General features: G+C 58.7%; 14 protein-coding genes. 13 read left to right on the top strand and 1 reads right to left on the bottom strand.

All coding sequences use genetic code 11. The features are described from left to right. Positions 1 to 8: 8 nt before the first annotated feature. The 3 genes from pabB to LQ788_RS12765 all read left to right on the top strand — a co-directional run bounded on the left by pabB (position 9) and on the right by LQ788_RS12765 (position 4,125). Positions 9 to 2,231: an aminodeoxychorismate synthase component I gene (gene pabB / locus LQ788_RS12775; RefSeq protein ID WP_231441542.1), complete on the top strand. Its 2,223-nt coding sequence runs from the start codon at positions 9 to 11 to the stop codon at positions 2,229 to 2,231. After that, positions 2,228 to 3,001 carry an aminotransferase class IV gene (locus tag LQ788_RS12770; protein ID WP_262908269.1) on the top strand — a complete coding sequence of 258 codons (774 nt, stop codon included), beginning with the start codon at positions 2,228 to 2,230 and terminating at the stop codon, positions 2,999 to 3,001. Before pabB ends, LQ788_RS12770 begins: the two co-directional genes overlap by 4 nt. A 518-nt stretch (positions 3,002 to 3,519) precedes the next feature. Beyond that, positions 3,520 to 4,125, top strand: coding sequence for a hypothetical protein (locus LQ788_RS12765; protein ID WP_231441538.1), 606 nt, complete (start codon positions 3,520 to 3,522; stop codon positions 4,123 to 4,125). A gap of 101 nt (positions 4,126 to 4,226) precedes the next feature. Here LQ788_RS12765 and LQ788_RS12760 read toward each other — a convergent pair whose 3' ends face one another. Further along, the gene (locus tag LQ788_RS12760; RefSeq protein WP_231441537.1) at positions 4,227 to 4,922 is read right to left on the bottom strand and encodes an aspartate/glutamate racemase family protein; all 696 of its coding nucleotides are present in this window, start codon (positions 4,920 to 4,922) and stop codon (positions 4,227 to 4,229) included. Positions 4,923 to 5,037: 115 nt separating this feature from the next. On the opposite strand from LQ788_RS12760, the gene LQ788_RS12755 reads away from it, so the two are divergent. The 10 genes from LQ788_RS12755 to LQ788_RS12715 all read left to right on the top strand — a co-directional run bounded on the left by LQ788_RS12755 (position 5,038) and on the right by LQ788_RS12715 (position 18,491). Beyond that, positions 5,038 to 6,048: a LysR family transcriptional regulator gene (locus LQ788_RS12755; RefSeq protein WP_231441535.1), complete on the top strand. Its 1,011-nt coding sequence runs from the start codon at positions 5,038 to 5,040 to the stop codon at positions 6,046 to 6,048. Beyond that, positions 6,048 to 6,584, top strand: a complete 537-nt coding sequence (locus LQ788_RS12750) for a TRAP transporter small permease (protein WP_231441533.1) — start codon at positions 6,048 to 6,050, stop codon at positions 6,582 to 6,584. The genes LQ788_RS12755 and LQ788_RS12750 overlap by 1 nt, the downstream gene beginning before the upstream one ends. A gap of 23 nt (positions 6,585 to 6,607) precedes the next feature. Next, positions 6,608 to 8,161 (top strand): TRAP transporter large permease, encoded by a 1,554-nt coding sequence (locus LQ788_RS12745; RefSeq protein WP_231441531.1) that lies wholly within the window; start codon positions 6,608 to 6,610, stop codon positions 8,159 to 8,161. Positions 8,162 to 8,299: 138 nt separating this feature from the next. Continuing rightward, complete coding sequence (gene dctP, locus LQ788_RS12740) at positions 8,300 to 9,583, top strand: TRAP transporter substrate-binding protein DctP (protein WP_231441529.1); 1,284 nt, start codon at positions 8,300 to 8,302, stop codon at positions 9,581 to 9,583. 441 nt (positions 9,584 to 10,024) lie between these two features. Beyond that, positions 10,025 to 12,040 carry an ABC1 kinase family protein gene (locus LQ788_RS12735; RefSeq protein WP_231441527.1) on the top strand — a complete coding sequence of 672 codons (2,016 nt, stop codon included), beginning with the start codon at positions 10,025 to 10,027 and terminating at the stop codon, positions 12,038 to 12,040. 123 nt (positions 12,041 to 12,163) lie between these two features. After that, positions 12,164 to 12,298, top strand: a complete 135-nt coding sequence (locus LQ788_RS19860; RefSeq protein WP_262908268.1) for a hypothetical protein — start codon at positions 12,164 to 12,166, stop codon at positions 12,296 to 12,298. Positions 12,299 to 12,774: 476 nt separating this feature from the next. Beyond that, positions 12,775 to 15,960, top strand: a complete 3,186-nt coding sequence (locus LQ788_RS12730) for a P-loop NTPase (RefSeq protein ID WP_231441525.1) — start codon at positions 12,775 to 12,777, stop codon at positions 15,958 to 15,960. Further along, complete coding sequence (locus tag LQ788_RS12725) at positions 15,957 to 16,748, top strand: hypothetical protein (RefSeq protein WP_231441523.1); 792 nt, start codon at positions 15,957 to 15,959, stop codon at positions 16,746 to 16,748. The genes LQ788_RS12730 and LQ788_RS12725 overlap by 4 nt, the downstream gene beginning before the upstream one ends. Positions 16,749 to 16,880: 132 nt before the next feature. After that, complete coding sequence (locus tag LQ788_RS12720; protein ID WP_231441520.1) at positions 16,881 to 17,111, top strand: hypothetical protein; 231 nt, start codon at positions 16,881 to 16,883, stop codon at positions 17,109 to 17,111. Between the two features lie 468 nt (positions 17,112 to 17,579). Next, positions 17,580 to 18,491 carry a patatin-like phospholipase family protein gene (locus tag LQ788_RS12715; RefSeq protein WP_231441518.1) on the top strand — a complete coding sequence of 304 codons (912 nt, stop codon included), beginning with the start codon at positions 17,580 to 17,582 and terminating at the stop codon, positions 18,489 to 18,491.

Genomic DNA, 18,491 nt, shown 5'->3' with positions numbered 1-18,491 from the left:
GCAGAGCAGTGATCCGCACACTCCTCATCGACAACTACGACTCGTTCACCTTCAACCTGCACCACTACCTCGCCGAGGTCAACGGCACCCCGCCAGTCGTTGTGCCCAATGACTGGGCCGACTGGCACCCGGGAGTGCTGGACGGGTTCGACAATGTGGTGATCTCACCGGGCCCAGGCTCTCCGGATAAGTTCGCGGATTTCGGTATCTGTGCCGAGGTCATCGCCACGGCAACGATCCCTGTCCTCGGCATCTGCCTGGGGCATCAGGGGATTGCGCTGGCTCACGGTGGAACGGTGGCTCACGCTCCCAGCCCACGGCACGGCCGGCTCTCGGAGATCCGAAACTTCGGTGTCGATCTCTTCACCGATCTTCCGCCGACGTTCAACGCGGTGCGGTATCACTCGCTGGCAGTCACCGACGTTCCCGAGGCGCTGGAGGTCACCGCGTATTCCGATGACGGAGTCATCATGGGCCTGCGCCATCGCACCCTGCCGCAGTGGGGAGTCCAATTCCATCCCGAGTCGATCTCGACTGAGTACAGTCTTCAACTGCTGGGTAATTTTGCGCGACTGACCGGGGAGTGGGCGGACGCGAAGTCAGGCCCGGACAGCGAAGTGCACAATGACAGACGTCCGGGTCGAACCGGTGAGCGCACTGAGCATTCGGGCCCCGCAGATAAAGGTCTGAAGGGTCAGGCGGCACTGCACGTCGAAGTCCTGGATCACTGCGCACCGGCGGAGCAGATTTTCGCAGCGCTCTACGGTCATGAGGAGGAGTCCGTCTGGCTCGACGGGAATCACCCCAGCAGCCAGTCGTCACGGTATTCCATTATGGGTGCGCCCATAGGACCAGATGGAAAAATTGCGACAGCCGATGCGACCAACGGCAGGGTGCGAGTCCGCCGTACTGCGAGTACCTCGGCGGAGCTGGTCTCGGCACCGGCCATTGTCAACAGCGGCTTCTTCGACTGGATGCAAAACGAACTCGCCAGTATCGAGGTTGAGTCTGACGTTGATTGTCCGCCACTTCCCTTCGACTTTCGACTCGGGTGGGTCGGCTACCTGGGATATGAGCTCAAGGCCGAAGTCGGATCGCCGAATCAGCACCACTCGGACCTGCCAGACGCAACGATGATGTTCTTGGACAGAGCCATCGTCATCGATCACGTGGAATCGAGAATCTACTTGTTGGCGTTGAAAGGACTCGGCGCATCGACAGCAGACTGTGAAGACTGGTGTGAGCAGACTCGTAACTTGATTTGTGCGATCAATGTTGAGACAGCGGTGAGTCCCAGTGAAGGTGCCTCCTTCGGCAGATCGCCGCTGCGCGCACACCATTCTCACTCCGAGTATCTTGCTCTGATCGCACGGTCGCTGGAGAAGATTACAGATGGCGAATCCTATGAGATCTGCCTGACCAACATGCTCGAGTCAGACGGTGGGTTCGTCACCCTGAACTCTCGCTCCGACTCTTTGAACGCCTACTTTTCGCTGCGCGCAGACAATCCCACACCCTTCGGTGTCTATCTCACATCGAAGGACGTGACCATACTCAGTACGTCCCCCGAACGGTTTCTGCGCATCGGCTCCGATGGAACGGTCGAATCCAAGCCGATCAAAGGCACTCGAGCGAGAGGCAACAGCGAGGCCGAGGACGAAGCGATCAGAAACGAACTCCGGCACTGTGAAAAAGACCGGTCGGAGAACCTGATGATCGTCGACCTCGTCCGCCACGACCTCGGAGCAACCGCACAGCTCGGTTCGGTGGCCGTCGAGAAGCTCTTCGACATCGAAACCTATTCCACGGTGCATCAGATGGTCAGCACGGTGAGCGCGCGCCTCGACCCGGCGAATTCGCCAGTCGCATGCGTCAAAGCAGCCTTCCCACCCGGGTCGATGACCGGCGCACCGAAATTGCGAACCATGTCGATCATCGAAGAGTTGGAGGGCGGCCCCCGTGGTGTGTACAGCGGGACTATCGGCTACTTCTCCCTCAACGGAGCCGTCGATCTCAACGTTGTCATCAGGACGCTGGTCGTCGCGGATGACACCGCACGGTACGGGGTCGGCGGCGCCATCGTCGCACTCTCTGACCCTGAAGACGAATACGCTGAAACCGTGACCAAAGCCGCTCCACTGCTGAGGCTGCTCCACGATTCTGAATTTCCTGACGAGAGCGAGCGGACGAGTGCCGGCATTGAAATCAGCAGGGGAGAGGCCCTGAAATGAGCAGCTGGACCTGGAACCCCCTCGAAAAGGTCTTAGAGCCATGTGAAAACAGCGGCACTAATTGGGCCGCAGATTCCTGGTTAGTCAATGACGGTACGGTGCGAGCACTGAATGAGCATCGGCAGAGATTCACTGAGGCTGCTCGCGAGCTCGGATTCCCCGACGCTGGTTCAGATGACTTCTGGTCAGCACTCATCAACCTCATTCCGCGTTCAGGTCAGTGGTTCCCCAGAGTAGAGATCATCGGCAACGACGACCCGATTCTCGGGTTTCGACTGAGACCAGCACCAGTTCGCACCGACGAACTCAGCGTGTGGGTTCCACCATTTACTGATCCGCGTCAGCGGCCACGGACCAAGGGCCCGGACATCGCTCTGCTCGGTGAATTGCGCACCAGAGCATACGAGGAACACCGCTGCGACGAGGTGCTGCTTGTCGACGAACAAGGACTGGCCGTCGAATCGGCAACCTCAAGTCTGCTGTGGTGGGAGGGCGAGACGCTGTGTGTGCCTCACCCTGATCTGGCGCAGCTTCCAGGCATCACCTCAGCCCTGATCGTGGCAGAAGCTCGCAGGAGGGCCATTGGCATCGAGTATCGACGGGCACGCCCTGAAGATCTGTTCGAACACGAGGTATGGCTCGTCAACGCTCTGCACGGAATCGGGCGCATCAGAGCCTGGTCTCGCCCGCTCGATTCCGATTCCGCAACTGCTCCGGGATGGTTCTGGGAGTGGAAGAAATGGTTGAACGCGCAGGTGGAGCCAATCTGAGAACGAGGCGTCTCGGCGATAGGAATGCCAAATTGCCGAGTAAGCGGCGCCAAAGAAGCGCATGGCCCGCGCCAGCGAAGATCGTCGTCGCTGACAGCCTGGAACTCGGCGACGAGGGTGAACGGTCATAGAACTGAAGATCCCAGAGACTACCCTCTGACTGCGCACCCGACCATGTTGTCGCTAGGCCTCGGCCTTATCGTTGCAGGAGGACGAGCGTCCCCTAAACCACAGTTCGATTCCAGATATTCGGGGCAATGCGGTTAGGCTCGAAACCACTATCGACACATTGATCTTTCGAGATCTTCACAGCCGATTCCGAAAGTGGGTACGGCTGAGATAAGTGCTCCGCTTTGATGCTGAAAACATTTATACAGTGACCCGACCATCGGCTCGTGAACCTCAGGGTGAGATGGCTGGTCTCCTGCAACGGAAGGACGTACATTCCTGTGCCTCATCGTCCGAAAAGAGATCGTGCGATCGCGCACAGCCCAGTAACCGTTTGGGAGCGGTGGCGAGTGCGAGTATTGACACTATTGCGTTTGATCTGGGCGTGGAGGAAACTACGAGCGGTCAAAGCCCTTCTCAAGGGAAGTATCATCACACTTTTGATAGTTTTTGCAGCAGCTCTTCCTTTTGTGCCTGACCCCGATGACTTCGAAAAGATTTCCACTCTGATATATGTGCGCGGTGGCTTTCTCATCGCTTCTGTGTACATCGTTATTTCGGCGGCCATTCTGCTGTGCGTCCCCTTATTTCGTAAATCTAAACATCCCCGGAGGACTTTCACGCAGTTCCTGAGGATCACCCGAAATGCCGCGGTAGGTGGAGGGATCGCTGTTCTTGCTTCTGCAATGGCATTCGTCTCCGATGATCTGTTGCGAGTATTCAGCACATGGGTAGTTCTGTCGGTCTTCCTTTACACCTGGGGGTATCTGTTTATGGACGGCGCTTTCTCTCCTGAAGACTTTCAGCCAGTCAGCGATAGTGAAATCCTCGACGCTGCCATTGCCATGTCGGAGGCCAAAGAGACACGTTCGGAAAATGGTCAGATTCAGGAGTCAGGATCACAAACATCCTCGAGGGCGTCTGCTTTGAATTCTGTGAGCCCGCCCTTGAATTAGCATCATTGGCACCAACTCAATTAGCTCGAGGTATGGCCTGGAATTTACTGCCGTAATCGTCTGCCTCCGCGCAAGCAACTTCAGAAGGCCAAACGGTGTAGTCAGACGGCGGCCATCATCCACTCCACAATCGTCGCCACGTGCGCATCCACCGAATCGATTGCAGGCAGGGGAGCGGTCTCAGGCGGAACCAACAGACCGATCTCCGTGCAAGACAGCGCAACTGCATCCGCACCGCGTGCTTTGAGACCGTCCATGATCTCGACATGGCGAGCTCGCGAGGCGTCGGTGAAAATCCCTTGAGTGAGTTCGTCGAAGATGATCTGGTCGACCTCGTTGCAGGTCTGCTCATCGGGGACGTGCGTGCGAAAGCCCTGAGCTTCCAGGCGCTCGGTGTAGAAGCCATCGAGCATAGTCAATCTCGTGCCGAGCACCGCAAGGGTCGAGTATCCGCGCTCACGAGCTACAGCGGCGATCGAATCGACAATGTGAATGACCGGCACGTCTACCGCGGCCTCTAGAGCGGGCGCGCATTTATGCATGAGATTGGTGGCAATGGCGACAGCCTCGGCGCCACCCGCCTGCAGGCGTTGACCAGTCGCAGCCAACGAAGCACCGGCACCAGCCCAGTCCTCGGCTACCTGCAAATCACGGATATCGGCGAAGTCGGTGGAGTCGAGAAGGATCTGAGCCGAATGATGACCGCCGAGACGCTGCGCTACAGCGGTGTTGATCTTCGTGTAGTACTCGATGCTTGAGTGCCAGCTCATCCCACCCAAAAGGCCGATCCTGCGCATTGTTCGTCTCCTCAATTCGCGAAACTTTCATAAGTCTCTCGTCATCATCAAGTCTGTCCCGTGCCAATCCCACCCGGTAGACCCAGTCTTCTCTGCTCTGGCATAAGCTGGACTTATGGCAAATGTGTTTGAGCAGGCTCTCGATATTGGTGAGCCGAAGCGGCTGCTGATCTTCGGCGCTATCGCCGAGGCAGGCAGCATCGGTGCCGCCGCGCGTGATCTGGGGTGGTCGCAGCCGGCGCTCTCCCAACACATGAACGCCCTCGAGAAGGACCTTGGGGTAACTCTCTTCGATCGCACTCCGCGGGGCATCGTCCTCACCACAGCGGGACAGCTGGCCCGCATCCGTGCGAATGAGATAGCTGCCTCGGTGACGGGTCTGCGTGGGGACCTGGCCAAGGCATTTGGCCTCGGCGGACGCAACGTACGGCTGGCCGGATTCCCCAGCTTCGTCGTCGGCCCCCTTGCCGCCGCATTGGGCAATCTCGAATCGGCGACCGGCACTGGCAGTGGCGACGTCCACCACCACTCCTACGAGGTTGAAGAAGCAGAACCGCCCGAGGCGCTGACACTGCTCGAAGATGGCGAGATCGACCTGGCTTTCGTGTTTCATCACGAAGACGAGGACGCACCAATGCTACCGGGGCATGACTCCGTAGAACTCGGGACCGATCATCTTGATTTGATAGTGCCCGAGCGGTGGAACCGTGCCGGGCTGTTCACTCATCTCGAAGATGTCGCAGACCTGCCCTGGATCATGGGCTGTCTGCGTTGCCGCTCCACAGCCGAGCGACTCTGCCGACGTGCCGGTTTCGAACCACGCACTCGACACGTCACCGACAACCCGGGGGCGATCCAGTCGCTCGTCTCAAACGGGCTCGGCGTTGCCCTTCTGCCGCGCAGCGCCCGCCACTATTCCCAGGTGGACGGTATCGACTCGATCGTCCTCGACGAGGCGGGTGCACGCCGGGTCACCGCGTTGGTCCCCGAGGTGCTGAGATCCACCTCAGAGGTCGAAGACCTGTTGACCGCGCTTCGATCAGTATCACCCAGCGCGGGAGCACCCAGCACTGTGGCACCCAAAGCAGTGGCAGCAACAACGGTGCCCGAAGCAAGTGACGTGTGATGCTGGCATTCACCAAGACCCTCAACAAGTGGCTGACAATAGTCACTGCCGCAGCGGTCATCATCATGATGCTCCACATCGTCATCCACGCACTCACCCGTTCCCTCTTCGACGCCCCGATCTACGGCACCAACGAGATCGTCGAGTACTGGTATCTGCCGATCGTGGCACTGTTGGGGATTCCCGCTGCTCAGCTGCAGAAGGAACACATCACTGTCACCATGGTCACCGAACGCGCAAGCAAAGCAACCGCCTCGGTGTTCAAGATCTTCGCCTGCATCCTCGGTGCGCTGGTCTCGCTCAGCTTCGCCTGGTTCGGTCTCATGAAGGCACTGGAGAACATGGCGATCGGCTCGACCGCCGACGTCTCCGATGTCATCACCTGGCCGGTCTACTTCCTCGTCCCGATCGTTTTCGTTCTCCTGGCCGCGCTCTACATCCTCGATGCCGTCCTCATCGCCCGGACTGGTGAGCCCGAACTCGACCTTGCCACTGGCAGACCCGCCGAACACGATGCCGAAGACAGAACCTACTGACAAGCTGCTGACGGAAACGACCTGTGAACCCAAATACTGATTCCACCGCCGCCGGCCCGACACCCGATGGCCAGACACCCGAGAGCCTCACGCCCAACGGCTCCACCCTGCTGCCTTCTGGATCCCGCCGGAAGCGGCCCGGCTACCTCGGGCTGACAATCGGCTTCGGGCTCGTCATCGTCTGCCTGATCGGACTGTTCACCAGCCCCTCGGCGGCGGTCGGTGGGACCTGGTGCATCGCCATGATGCTCGTCCTGCTGTTCCTATCGGTGCCTGTCGCCATCGCCTTGTCCGTGCCGTCCATCATCGGCGTGTACGCGGTCAGCGGCATCCCCGCGACCATGAACATCCTCTCCACAGCACCCTTCAGCGCGGTCTCGGACTGGACGCTGAGCGTGCTGCCGATGTTCATCTTCATGGGCATGCTGCTGACCCAATCCGGACTCTCGACAAAGGTCTACCGGGTGGCCGATCACTGGTTCAGCTGGCTACCCGGAGGAATCGGCATAGGCACGAACTTCGCCGGGGCAGGACTCTCAGCTGTGACGGGTTCGACCATCGGCATGACCTACGCGCTGGGCCGTGCCGGGATCCCCGAGATGCTCAAGGCCGGCTACGACAAACGCATGGCCGTGGGCACGATCATGGTCTCCGGCATGACCGGAAACCTCATCCCACCCTCGATCCTCATGGTCATCTACGCTGGCATCGCCTCGGTGCCCGTGGGCCCAGCTCTCATGGCCGGCGCCCTGCCCGGAATACTGCTGGCGGTCTGCTTCGCCGTCTTCATCCTCGGCCTCGGTGTGGTCTTCCCCAAACTCGTCGGCCGCGGAGTCGAAGGAGTCGAGCGGACCTCGCCGACCTGGCGTCAGCGCTTCACCTCACTCGGCGGTATCTGGGGCTTCCCGGTCATCCTCGTCGTGCTCTTCGGCGGCATGTTCTCGGGCATCTTCACCCCCACCGAGGCCGGTGCCGCTGCCGCCCTGTGCTCGGTGCTGCTGTGCCTGTGGGAGAAACGCGGCGACGGACCGTGGAAGAAGGTTGCTGAATCGGCGCTCGCCACCGTCTCAGCCACCTCGGCGATCTTCTTCATCATGATCGGCGCGACGATGCTCACCAGCCTGCTGGCCATCACCGGGGTGGCACCCATCCTCACCGGCTTCATCACGGACCTGGGGCTCTCAACGCTCGGCTTCCTGCTCGTGCTGATCCTCCTCTACATCATCATGGGCATGTTCTTCGACACCATGTCCATGATGCTGCTGACCATCCCGATCCTGCTGCCGACGCTGGAGACGATGGGCGTCAGCCCCCTCTGGTTCGGTGTCTTCGTCGTCCTGCTGGGGGAGTTCGGCATGGTCACCCCGCCGGTCGGCATCATTCCCTACATCATCCACAGCATCGTCAAGGACAAGGCCGTCAACGTCGGCACGACGATCACTCTGCGCGACATCTTCATCTCGCTGCTGTGGTTCCTGCCCGTCGCCGTCGTCTTCCTCATCCTCCTAGTCGCCGTCCCCGGAATGACCGAATGGCTGCCCGACCTCATCGAGAACACCAGCGGCACTGGCGGCTGATCCTCGCCGAGGTGGCTCACCCTGCCGTGGACTGTGCCGATCAACGGCTTCCGCACTGTGTGAGGGGAGTCATAACAGGGTGGACTCATTCAGATCTATGATCTAAGGAAACTCTCAGTCGTTGTTCAAAGGGGTCCCATGAATCGCATTCGGTCGGCATCTGTCCGCCCTCTCACCGCCGTCGCGACAGTCGCGTCGCTGGCGCTCTTGGCCGGATGCGCCGGATCGGTCGGAGGCGACTCGAAATCGGATACGGAAGGCTCTGCAGGGAAGGGGTTCACCGCCGGGGCCTCGCAGGAGGACATCGACAAGGCATTGGCCGATCTCGACCCGGTCACCCTGAAGTTCCAGCCCTCGGCCATGTCGGAGAACTCGATCCTGGCGCCGAATGGGCTCGACGTGAAGAAGGCGATCGAAGAGCGCTCCGGCGGGAAGATCACCGTCGACATCGTGTGGGGCCAGGCGATCGCGAGCTACGCCGACGTTGACGATGCTTTGGCCGATGGTCGAGTCGACCTCGCATTCACACTGCCGTCCTACACCCCAGCCGAATATCCCGCATTCGATGCAATCGGTACGGCCATGTCGACGCTGCCCTCCTCACCAGTGGCCAGCGACCTCGCAGCGAACGCGGCCGGCGTCCAGGCCGCTTGGGAGACACCAGAGGTGCTCGCCGAGTTCGAAGACAAGGGTCTCGTCCCGCTCATCCCGATGCTCGCGGCCGGCGGGTATTCCACGATGTGCTCGAAGCCGATGAGCTCCGCCGAGGATTGGAAGGGCAATCAGATCCGCGTCGGATCGGCCGCGGCCGGCAAACAGGTGACTGATCTCGGTGCCACCCCAGTCTCACTGTCGTTCCCAGAGACGTACGAGGCGCTGCAGCGGGGGACCGTCGACTGCGATCTCGGGCAGCTCGCTCCCAACGTCGAAGCCGGAACGTTTGAAGTTGCGCCCCACATCGGAGTCGCCGCCGACGCAGGCATCGCCCGCTCGGCTGGTGCGATCACCGCCGGAAAGAAGTACTCCGAGTTGCCGGTGGCCTACCAGCAGGTCATCTTCGACTCGATGTCCACGACCTTCAGCACCATGATGGAAGTTGTCATCGGCGCTAAGGCGAAGGCAGTTGAAGAAGCGAAGGCCAACGACGGATCCGTCGAACCCTTCGACGACGACGTGCAGAAGCAGATGGCGAAGTACGCAGAGACACTGTCCGATAAGACTGCGGACAAGGCAGGCGTTCCTGATGCTCCGACGACGCTGGGTTCGGCGGCGAAGGACTGGCAGAAGAGCGTCTCCGAGCTCGGCTACGACGACAAGGGCGACTTCGCTTCACTGGACGAGTGGTACCCGAAGGACGCGAACTACGACGACCTCGGCGCCGAGCTTTTCGACAAGGCGATGGCAGGCCACCGCCCGGAGTGAGCACCTTTAGGGCTGATGCGAAGCTTTGTGGCAACTTCCCCGGCAAGTCGACCAGCTCAGGACTGGTCTGGGTGCTGACGCCGATTGTCAGATATCGACAACGCGCGCTCGAAGTCCGAGCCTTTCCGGTTCGAAGCGGACATCTTGATCATCGTTCATCGAGATCAGATCGGAGAGACTACAGTCACTGGGCGGAGCATCAGTTTGGGACGGCTCCCGCAGTTCCTTGCGATCAGGTAATTCTTGATTGGAGTCGTGATTCATGTCGACCTCCCTTGGCGTTGGTTCAATAGTACGTACTGATCGGCCAACCGCCCATCCCTCGATGCACTGCGAACTCTCAATCTCATCGCCCGCCACATCAACTAGGCTGGTGACGGCGCACAACAGAGCCAACGTGCAGTAAGCGCGCATCTGATCGAACGACAGAAGGGCTGACGGGTGACGATCCTCTATTCCATCGGTTTGGGCCTCATCAACGCGGTCATCGTCGGATTCCTTGTCCGGCGCATGATGTTCACCGGTACAGGGGCCGCCCGCAATATCGTCGTCTCCCTCGTCATGGGGCTCTCGATCTGGCCGATCACTCTCCAGGCATTCCGCTTGCTGGGAATCTCCGAGGGAGGCCAATATCCGACACTGGATATGAGTTTCCCCGCCACCATGGTTTTCCTGCTGCTCTTCGCCTGGTTCATCGTCATCCAGATGTTCGTGCTCCTGGCCATCGAACTCGTTATGCCGACAGGATCTCTGACTTCGCTGTTACGGTCTGCGCCGAAGATCCCCACCTGGTACCGCCGTTTCAGCCGCCTGGCCCAGATTCAGAAGATCCTCATCCAGTTTGGCCTCTCCCGTTACCTCAAGCCACGGATCCCGACGCTGCGCGTGTCCTTGCGTGAGATCGCATCGACGACCCGTGACGCTCTGGCCGCAGCAGGCGTCACCTTCATCAAGCTGGGACAGTTCATCGCCACCCGCGGTGACATGATCCCGCACGAATTCGTCGAAGAGTTCTCGACACTGCAAGCGGGTGTCCCGCCGGTGCCCTTCACTGAGGTCAAAGGGCAGCTCGAGGCCCAGTGGGGCAGGCCCGTCGCCGAGGTGTTCGAGGAGTTCGACGAGGTTCCCTTCGCTGCCGCTTCGGTTGCGCAGGTCCATCGTGCGGTCACGTGGGAGGGCCGAGTCGTGGCGGTGAAGGTGCAACGTCCGAAGATCCGTAAACAGGTCAGGGCCGACTGCGATATCGTCCTCAGCCTGGCCGAGCGCCTTGAACGATCCACCGACTGGGCCAGCAAGGTCGGCATTGGGAAGCTGGCACGCAGCTTCGTCGACTCGCTCCAGGGCGAACTCGACTACCGCGGGGAGCTCTCCCACATCGAGGCTCTGCGTAAGGCCGATGAGACGGGACGATCTACTGCGGGTACGGATTCGATGGTGCGCATCCCGCGTGTGTACAAGGAGTACTCCGGTGAGTTCGTCATCGTCATGGACCTCATCGAAGGCGTTCCCCTGTCCCATGCCACCGAGGTCATCGAGAACCTCTCGGAGCTGGCCAGGGACGAGATCGCCCAGGACCTGTTTCTCATGGTCGTCCGGCAGGTTCTGGGCAAGGGGATCTTCCACGCCGACCTACACCCCGGAAACATCGTTATCTCGCCCGCTGGGCGTGCCGGCCTTGTGGACTTCGGCGCTGTGGGGCGCATCGACAAACGCGACCGCCGAGCGATCGCCCTGTTGCTCATGGCCTTCGACTCTCAGAATTCCCAAGCGGCGACGGCCGCGATCCTCGACCTCCTCGGAACACCCAGTGACGTCAACCTGAGGGAGCTGCAACGAGAGATCGGGCAGATTCTGCTGAAGTACGGCGACGGAATGCCCGGGTCCACCTCGGCGGCATTGTTCGGTGAGCTCATCGACTTCGTCGTCGATTTCGGATTCCCCATGCCCGCTTCTGTGGCGACAGCCTTCCGTGCGATCAGCACCTTGGAAGGGTCGATCACGAAGCTCAACCCCGAGCTGAATCTGCTCACCTTGGTGACGCAGAACGGTCGCAGCCTTCTGCGCGAGGTCGGGGGACTGGGCGTTGATGTGCACGAGGCCGCTCTCTACGGAGCAGCCGTGGCCCCGCAGCTGGCGGAGCTGCCCGGACAACTCTCACGCATCGCCGGCCACCTGCAGGATGGCACCCTGGACGTCGGTACGAGTGGTCTGAACATTTCGATGATCAAGAACCTGCTGAAGTCGACGGTCGAACAGTTCATCCAGGTGATCGTCTCCACGGCATTGATCCTCGGCGGAGTCATCCTCATGGCTGCCGACTTCGGGCCGGCCTTGGCACCCGAGCTCAAGTTGTTTACGTACTTCGGGGCGTGGGTGCTGCTAGTGGGCAGCGTTATTGCCGCTCTGGTTTTGGCGCCTGCGATGCGCCAACGCATGGTCTGGGAAGGGCTGGGGTAGTTCCGCCAGTAGGCTGAACGCATGTCACTTAGTCGCGCCTTCAGTGTGCTTTGGAGCGCGAACGCATTCTCGAACTTTGCCGAAGGTTTAGCCATTGTATCTATACCGTTGCTGGCGGCATCAATGACTGACGATGCGCGACTGGTCGAGGGATTGGCCAGGCTGCACGCAGTGGTGCGCACACTTGTCACATTGCCGAATGGTGTGTGGGTCGACGGCTTCGACCGCAGCGCAGTGCGCGCGCAGTCAGTATCCTGAGGGGCGTCGAACTGCTGAGGTTGGTTTTCAGCATTTAATTCGACGTCTCATTGCTGGTGGTCTTCTACGTGACGAGGGCGATCTTCGGAACGCTGAGACCCATGACTGACAATGCAGTCGTTCCCATCGCGCTCTCTCTGATTGACCGTCAAGCGGCGGGGCAACACCAAGCTGGCAATCAACATACGAACCACATCACAAAATCGTTAAGAGCTCGTCGGCCGCGGATCTCGTGCTATATATTTCGATTCTGACTTGCGAGGCAAGTGCTGTCCTAGGCTCCGCTAATGTCGAACCCTGCAATTGGCTGTTGACACGGCTGTTGCAAACGAGAGCGTGGGTACTGCAACCTCCAAACCGGCATCTGCAGAGTGGGAGCATGTGCGGAAACTAGAGTGGTGTCTTGTCGTTGTTTGTGTATTGCCTCACGGTAGGATCAATGCTGGACGGCAGCTAGGAGAATCATGGGGGGCTCAATGGATCGTTTTGATCTGGGTGCGATGCTAGCCGGCGGCCCAGCATTTTTGATTCTTGGTTGCGACGATGTCGGTGAGACATCCGCGATGACAGGTTACGGCTGGAGCGGAATATACACCTCACGGGTGGAGGCGCAGATCGGTGAGCTGTTTGCTAGTCCCAGTCGGGGTGTGCAGCGATTTGGTGCAATGCGATCAGTACCCTCGCGCTCAACCCGCGAACTTCAGATTAGGCACCTGTTTGGAGGGCTAATGCTCCCCGAAGAGGAACTTCCGGGGGCGGATGCAGTTACTCGCGCGATTCGGAAGAGCTCGGCCATTCAGGAGCTTAGCCGCTTATCAGCAGAGACTATCACCCCCCGCGGCGTGATAGTTATCGAAGGGTGGGGAAAGGAAGACCCCCTTAAGCCTGAAGACTTAATGCCAATACTTTCCCAGCTGTCCATGGGGCAAGTTCACCTGTTTTCTGCGTATAAGCACGACCGTGATGAGTTCGTAGACGATCTTATCGCGCGTGAAATTTTAGTACCTCACATAGAATCGCTGGAATCCGCGCTATCTGAACTTGGTAACAAGGGCGCCATTCCTGACCGATTCGGTGCCGAAAAATCGTCGCACGTCATTCCGATTGGCGACAAGTTCGTCCCAATTGACATAGCTACTTGGAATGAAGTTCGCCGCTCAGCACGACCAATTGATCTTGATTTGCTCAAGCCGCCGTCGCTTGGATCAAGCGCTTCACGCTATCAAGAGTTTCGAGCATTCATGGGCGCTCCCGACGGTGCGCCGCGCTGGTCGGGTCTTTCCGCAGGAATGAATCTAAAACGCGATTTCGAAGACCAGCTTGAAATCAAGGTGAATGATTTTATCCAGGATCCTAATGCCTTCGGCCCGATCGTGGTTGCTGGTCAAACCTCGACAGGGAAGTCAATTGCTCTCGCAGCTCTAGCAGTAAAGATTGCCGCGAGTGGACGGGCTGCTGTGTTGCACCAGTCGCGTCGTACTTCCAGGCCCTCGTTCGACGACATAGAGAAGTTTGCACAATGGTCCCAAGACGAGGGAGCCCGCGCAGTTGTCTTTATTTGGGACGGCATGACTGATGCGTCTGAATACGAGTCGCTGGCGCGGCGATTACATGCCCGCGGTCGAAAAGTTGTCCTAGTTGGGTCAACTTATTGGCAAAAGACATCCGAGCCTGATGCTATCAAGGCTCCGGCTGTGCTTAGCGATGGGGAGGTTCGAAGAATCACAAGGCTTCTCGGCAATTTTGGCATTGAGATTACGCCAAAACTGGGGCCAGTTGACTCAAGCTTCCTCGGCTTTCTGTATCGCGCGCTGCCGGAAACGGAACACTCCCTGCGGCATGGGCTTGCGTCCGAGATGCGGGCAGCTGAACGAGGGCTTCGCGAACTGACGTCACAAGACAACGAGGTCCGAGAAGCATCAAGCAGAATGACTGCGTTGGAAGCGGCATTCGCTGCAGCTGGTTACAGTTTGCCTGTAAATGAGGGCTCTCTCGTTGATGAGTCAGAGTTGTATGACGCGAGTTTCGATGACCGAAGCGGAATCCAGAGAGTCACGACAATCGTGATCGTGGCAGGGAGATATGGCTTGCCAGTTCCAATGGACCTAGTGCTTCGAACTATTGGTCGGCAGGGTTCGCAGTCAATCAGAGCTGCTCTCACCGCTTACGACATCATTCGCGATGACGAAGATGAAACGGGAGAGTTGTCGCTCGTCGCTCGTTCGCGGCTGGAAGCAATTCTCTTGGCTCAGCACGAAGTTCCACTCTCGGTTGAGGCAGAAGTCGTCGAGACGATTATTGCAAATGTGCGTACGACCGTTGGTTATTCGTCTGCAGACGAGGTCAGCTTCCTAGTTCAATTGTTGGAGGTGGTGGGTGCGAATGCGTCAGATATGAGGTTTCGGCCGTATTACCTCGATTTTTCAGAGTCGCTTCGTCTACGGCGGGAAAATGACGCTACTATAAGTCCGCGACTTGTCCTACAAGAATCAGCACTCATCCGGGCCCACGTGCATTGGCAACAGACTAAAACGAATACGACGACAGACGAAAGAATTCTACTGTTGGAGCGTAACCGTGACACGCTTGAGGAGGTTCTTGCGGACGACACTATGCGCGGAATGATTCGATTGTCGCTTGCTGTAGAGCTGGCCTCGACGCTAGGGGCAATTACCCACGAGGTGACCAACTCGAAAGATGCGACTGCGGATAATCTCGGTTTGGCGACTCGTCTCGATGATATCTTCAACGCTGTGAAGAGCGCGCTCGCTATCGATCCCACAAATGTGCATCCAATCGACGTTCTTGCTTGGGCGACCAGAGACGCACTTCGGTCGGGCGTCTTATCAGAATCGGAACGAGTGGACCGGGCGGCATCGGCGCTCGCGATGATTGAGTCAGTTGATAGAGATTCGGTTTCAGCTGCAAAACGTGCTCAGCTTGACGACCGAAGCGCAACACTAGAGGGATTGCTAAAGAATGACGAGGCAGTCTGGCATTATTTGGCCGAACTTGATGTCAACGAGGATCCTGCTGCTACGTATTTTCTTGCGCAGTTTGACGCTCGTGATGGCGGAGACGGCGAGGCCAAAGCCCTAACCCGGCTGGAGAATTCTCCAGCGACTCTCCGGGATTGGCGGTGTGCGAATCTTTTATTGAACCTTGCCTGGAAGCGAGCTACTGGTTCCGATTTGCTTCACGGGGAACGTGTTCCTTTGTACATGACAGAACATGAAGCAAGATACCTTCGCCACGTGATCGCAAGTCTCGATGGCGTTGAGCTGCCTGACACATATCGGCTGAATTATGTAAGTGCAATGCTTGCCTTCATCGGTGGTGACTACCCGGATGCTCGCCTCGAATTCCGGGCAACTCAGGAAGCAACGCGTCAGCTCACGCGGCGCCTTCACACAACGAATTTAATTGCCAACGAGCGTGGGCACGCTCGAACCTATTCGGGCCGCGTCCGATGGGCGCAAGGCCGAGGCGGGGAGCTTTGGGTCAACGAGCTCGGCACAGCCGTGCGATTCGATCCTCTCAGATTTTTTGCATCGGGGGAGGTGGCTAAGAACCAGTCCATCGCGCAATTTACTGTGGGCTTCAAGTTGTCGACGGGTGCTGTAGCCGAGCCGGTTGGGTTCAAACACGGGAATCGCGCGTGACGATTTCAGATTTTATCGTCCAATACGAGCAACTTCGTTCACTCCTCCTCGGAAGCGAGGTGGGATTAAATATTGAGCTGCCTCGTTCAAACTCCGGAGCCGATGGCTTCGATTCTTTCGTATCTTCGTCATACGTGGCACTTCGCGAGACGCTTGCAGAAGATGCTTCGTTCCTCTCTGCGATCGGGGTATTCGGGAAACGCCAAGATGCAACACGATCGGTTTACATGTTAAGGACTGCTCGACAGCATAAAGATAACAAGAGTGCCTTAATTTTCTATAGCAATTGGCTCGGGGAAGAGCCGATCGATTGGGATGACGCCGTCGAGAGACTCGTGAATCAGGTCGAGGGCTATATGAACTCACTAATTCGGGCAGCTCAGAAGGTTCGACGGGATCCCGATCTGAGCCAGCAATGGGTGGAAGCTACTTCAGTCTCAGTCCCATCCGTTTTTGCCGCGGTGTGTCGTGATCTTAACTTGTCTTTTTCGACTGGTGCTAGACAGGCGAAAGTGCGAGCGATCGAAGCTCGCTACAGGAGAGAACATTTGAAGGGCCCGAAGCGGCGTGTCATCGCAGACCTTTGCGTTCAGGAGGTTCTCTCTGAAGCCGCGATTTTGCCAGCTGACTACACCGAGCTCCTCGACGAACTCGGACTACTCAGGTCGAGAAATGCTTCAGCCGTACTTGCGCTTGCCTATGCAACGGCACGGGCGCTCCCCGAGTTAGAGGGTGACAATTTCAAACGAAAGACCTCTGAGATGTGGTGGGCACTCGTCCAGAAATGATCCCGATGTGGCACTCTAATTTCAAACACAACTAATATAGCAAGCCCTGAGACTGGCGCCCGCTCAAGGTTGTTGGTTCGCCGAATGGCGTCGTGAACACAGGCATCGGCGAGCTGATCGGACCCGTCAGAATTGACAGCGCCGAAGTTTTGGGCCCGCTATGCCGACTCATGCATCACCGCACTCGGCGATAGTGCGCGCTCGCGTGGGGCGAAGCGACGCGACCACGTCGACATCGTCACCACCAAGTTGGCGACGCCACCGGAGAAATACGGCCTCAATCATTGGTCCTCGCGATTGCTGGGCAAGCATCTGGAAGTTACTGTGGCCCGGGCCTGGCACGAATACGGGACCCAGTCATGAAAGGCAGAGACATTCAGATTCTCCAACGACCCTGAATATTCGCCCTCGGGGGTACCTTTGATATCTGTGCCTTTTCTGGTGACCGCAGCATGACTCAGATGATTGGTGGATATCGTTCACCGGCTGTGGGTGTGAAGGCTGTGAGCACTTAGGGTCGTTTCTGGCAGCGGCAGATCAACGCTCATCGACTTGCCCACTGGCCGAGCCCGCCGGCAGCACATCTAGGCGATGATCGATGCCCAAGAATTGCCTGTGACCCACACAACCGAGCCAACCGGGAGACCCCATAAGCTCAAACTGCGCAAGACCGCCCAGCCGATGAAAGAGGACGCTGCCGAACGGAAGTTCTACGAAACGTAGCTGGACTGAGTGCAGAGTGTGAAGACGGAACGAGCGGCCCGGTGACGAGACAGTGAAGGATTCTGGCGGTAGTCTGCTCCCCGGCCCTGCCTCGTTAAGATGGCGGACATGACGGACACACACCAGGCGACGGCAAAGGCAGATACGAGAAGGATCAGCGACACCGCACTCATCTTCGAAGGCGGTGGCATGCGAGCGTCACTGACGAGTGGGATGGTTGTGACATTGCTCGGAGCCGGGCTGGATTTCGACTGGGTTGCGGGCATCAGCGCCGGTGCGTCGAATGCGGTGAACTATTTGTCGGGCGATGCACGTCGGGCCCGCCGGTCGTTCGTTGATTTCGCCGCGGATGAGCAGTTCGGTGGTCTGCGCTACTTCGCCCGCGGGCAGGGGATGTTCAATGCGGAGTACATCTATCAGCAGGCAGGCGCGCCCGGCATGGCGCTTCCCTTCGACTGGGAATCCTTCCAGTCGAGTACTGGCGATATGCGCATCACTGCATTCGACGCAGAATCAGGTGAAGACGTCGTGTGGTCCCAAAAGGACACCCCCGAAATCGATGACCTCATGGTCCGTGTCCGCGCGTCCTCGACAATGCCTGGGCTCATGCCGACCGTTCACCTGGACGGGCATGCGTACGTCGACGGGGCAATGGGCGAGGACGGGGGAGTACCCCTGAGTCAGGCTCAGCGCGAGGGGTTTGAGAAGTTTGTTATTGTCCTCACTCAGGAGCGCTCGTATAAGAAGGTGCCGCAACGGTTCCCCGCGTTCTATCGCAGCCTCTTCCGCCGGTACCCGGCACTGGGTGATGCGCTGTTGACTCGGTGGGTGCGGTACAACGAGACACGTGAACGCATCTTCGCTCTCGAAGCTGAAGGTAAGGCGCACGTGTTCGCCCCGGAGCGCATGCCTGTCGACAACGGCACTCGCGATCTCTCCCGTCTCGCGGCAGCGCACCGTATGGGTCTGTCTCAATCACGACGTGAGTTGCCGGCGATCCGGGAGTTTGTTGGATCGTAG

This window comes from Brevibacterium zhoupengii (assembly GCF_021117425.1).
Lineage (GTDB): Bacteria > Actinomycetota > Actinomycetes > Actinomycetales > Brevibacteriaceae > Brevibacterium > Brevibacterium zhoupengii.
The sequence above is the reverse complement of the archived record's forward strand: the minus strand, read 5'-3'. Positions and strand labels throughout refer to the sequence as shown.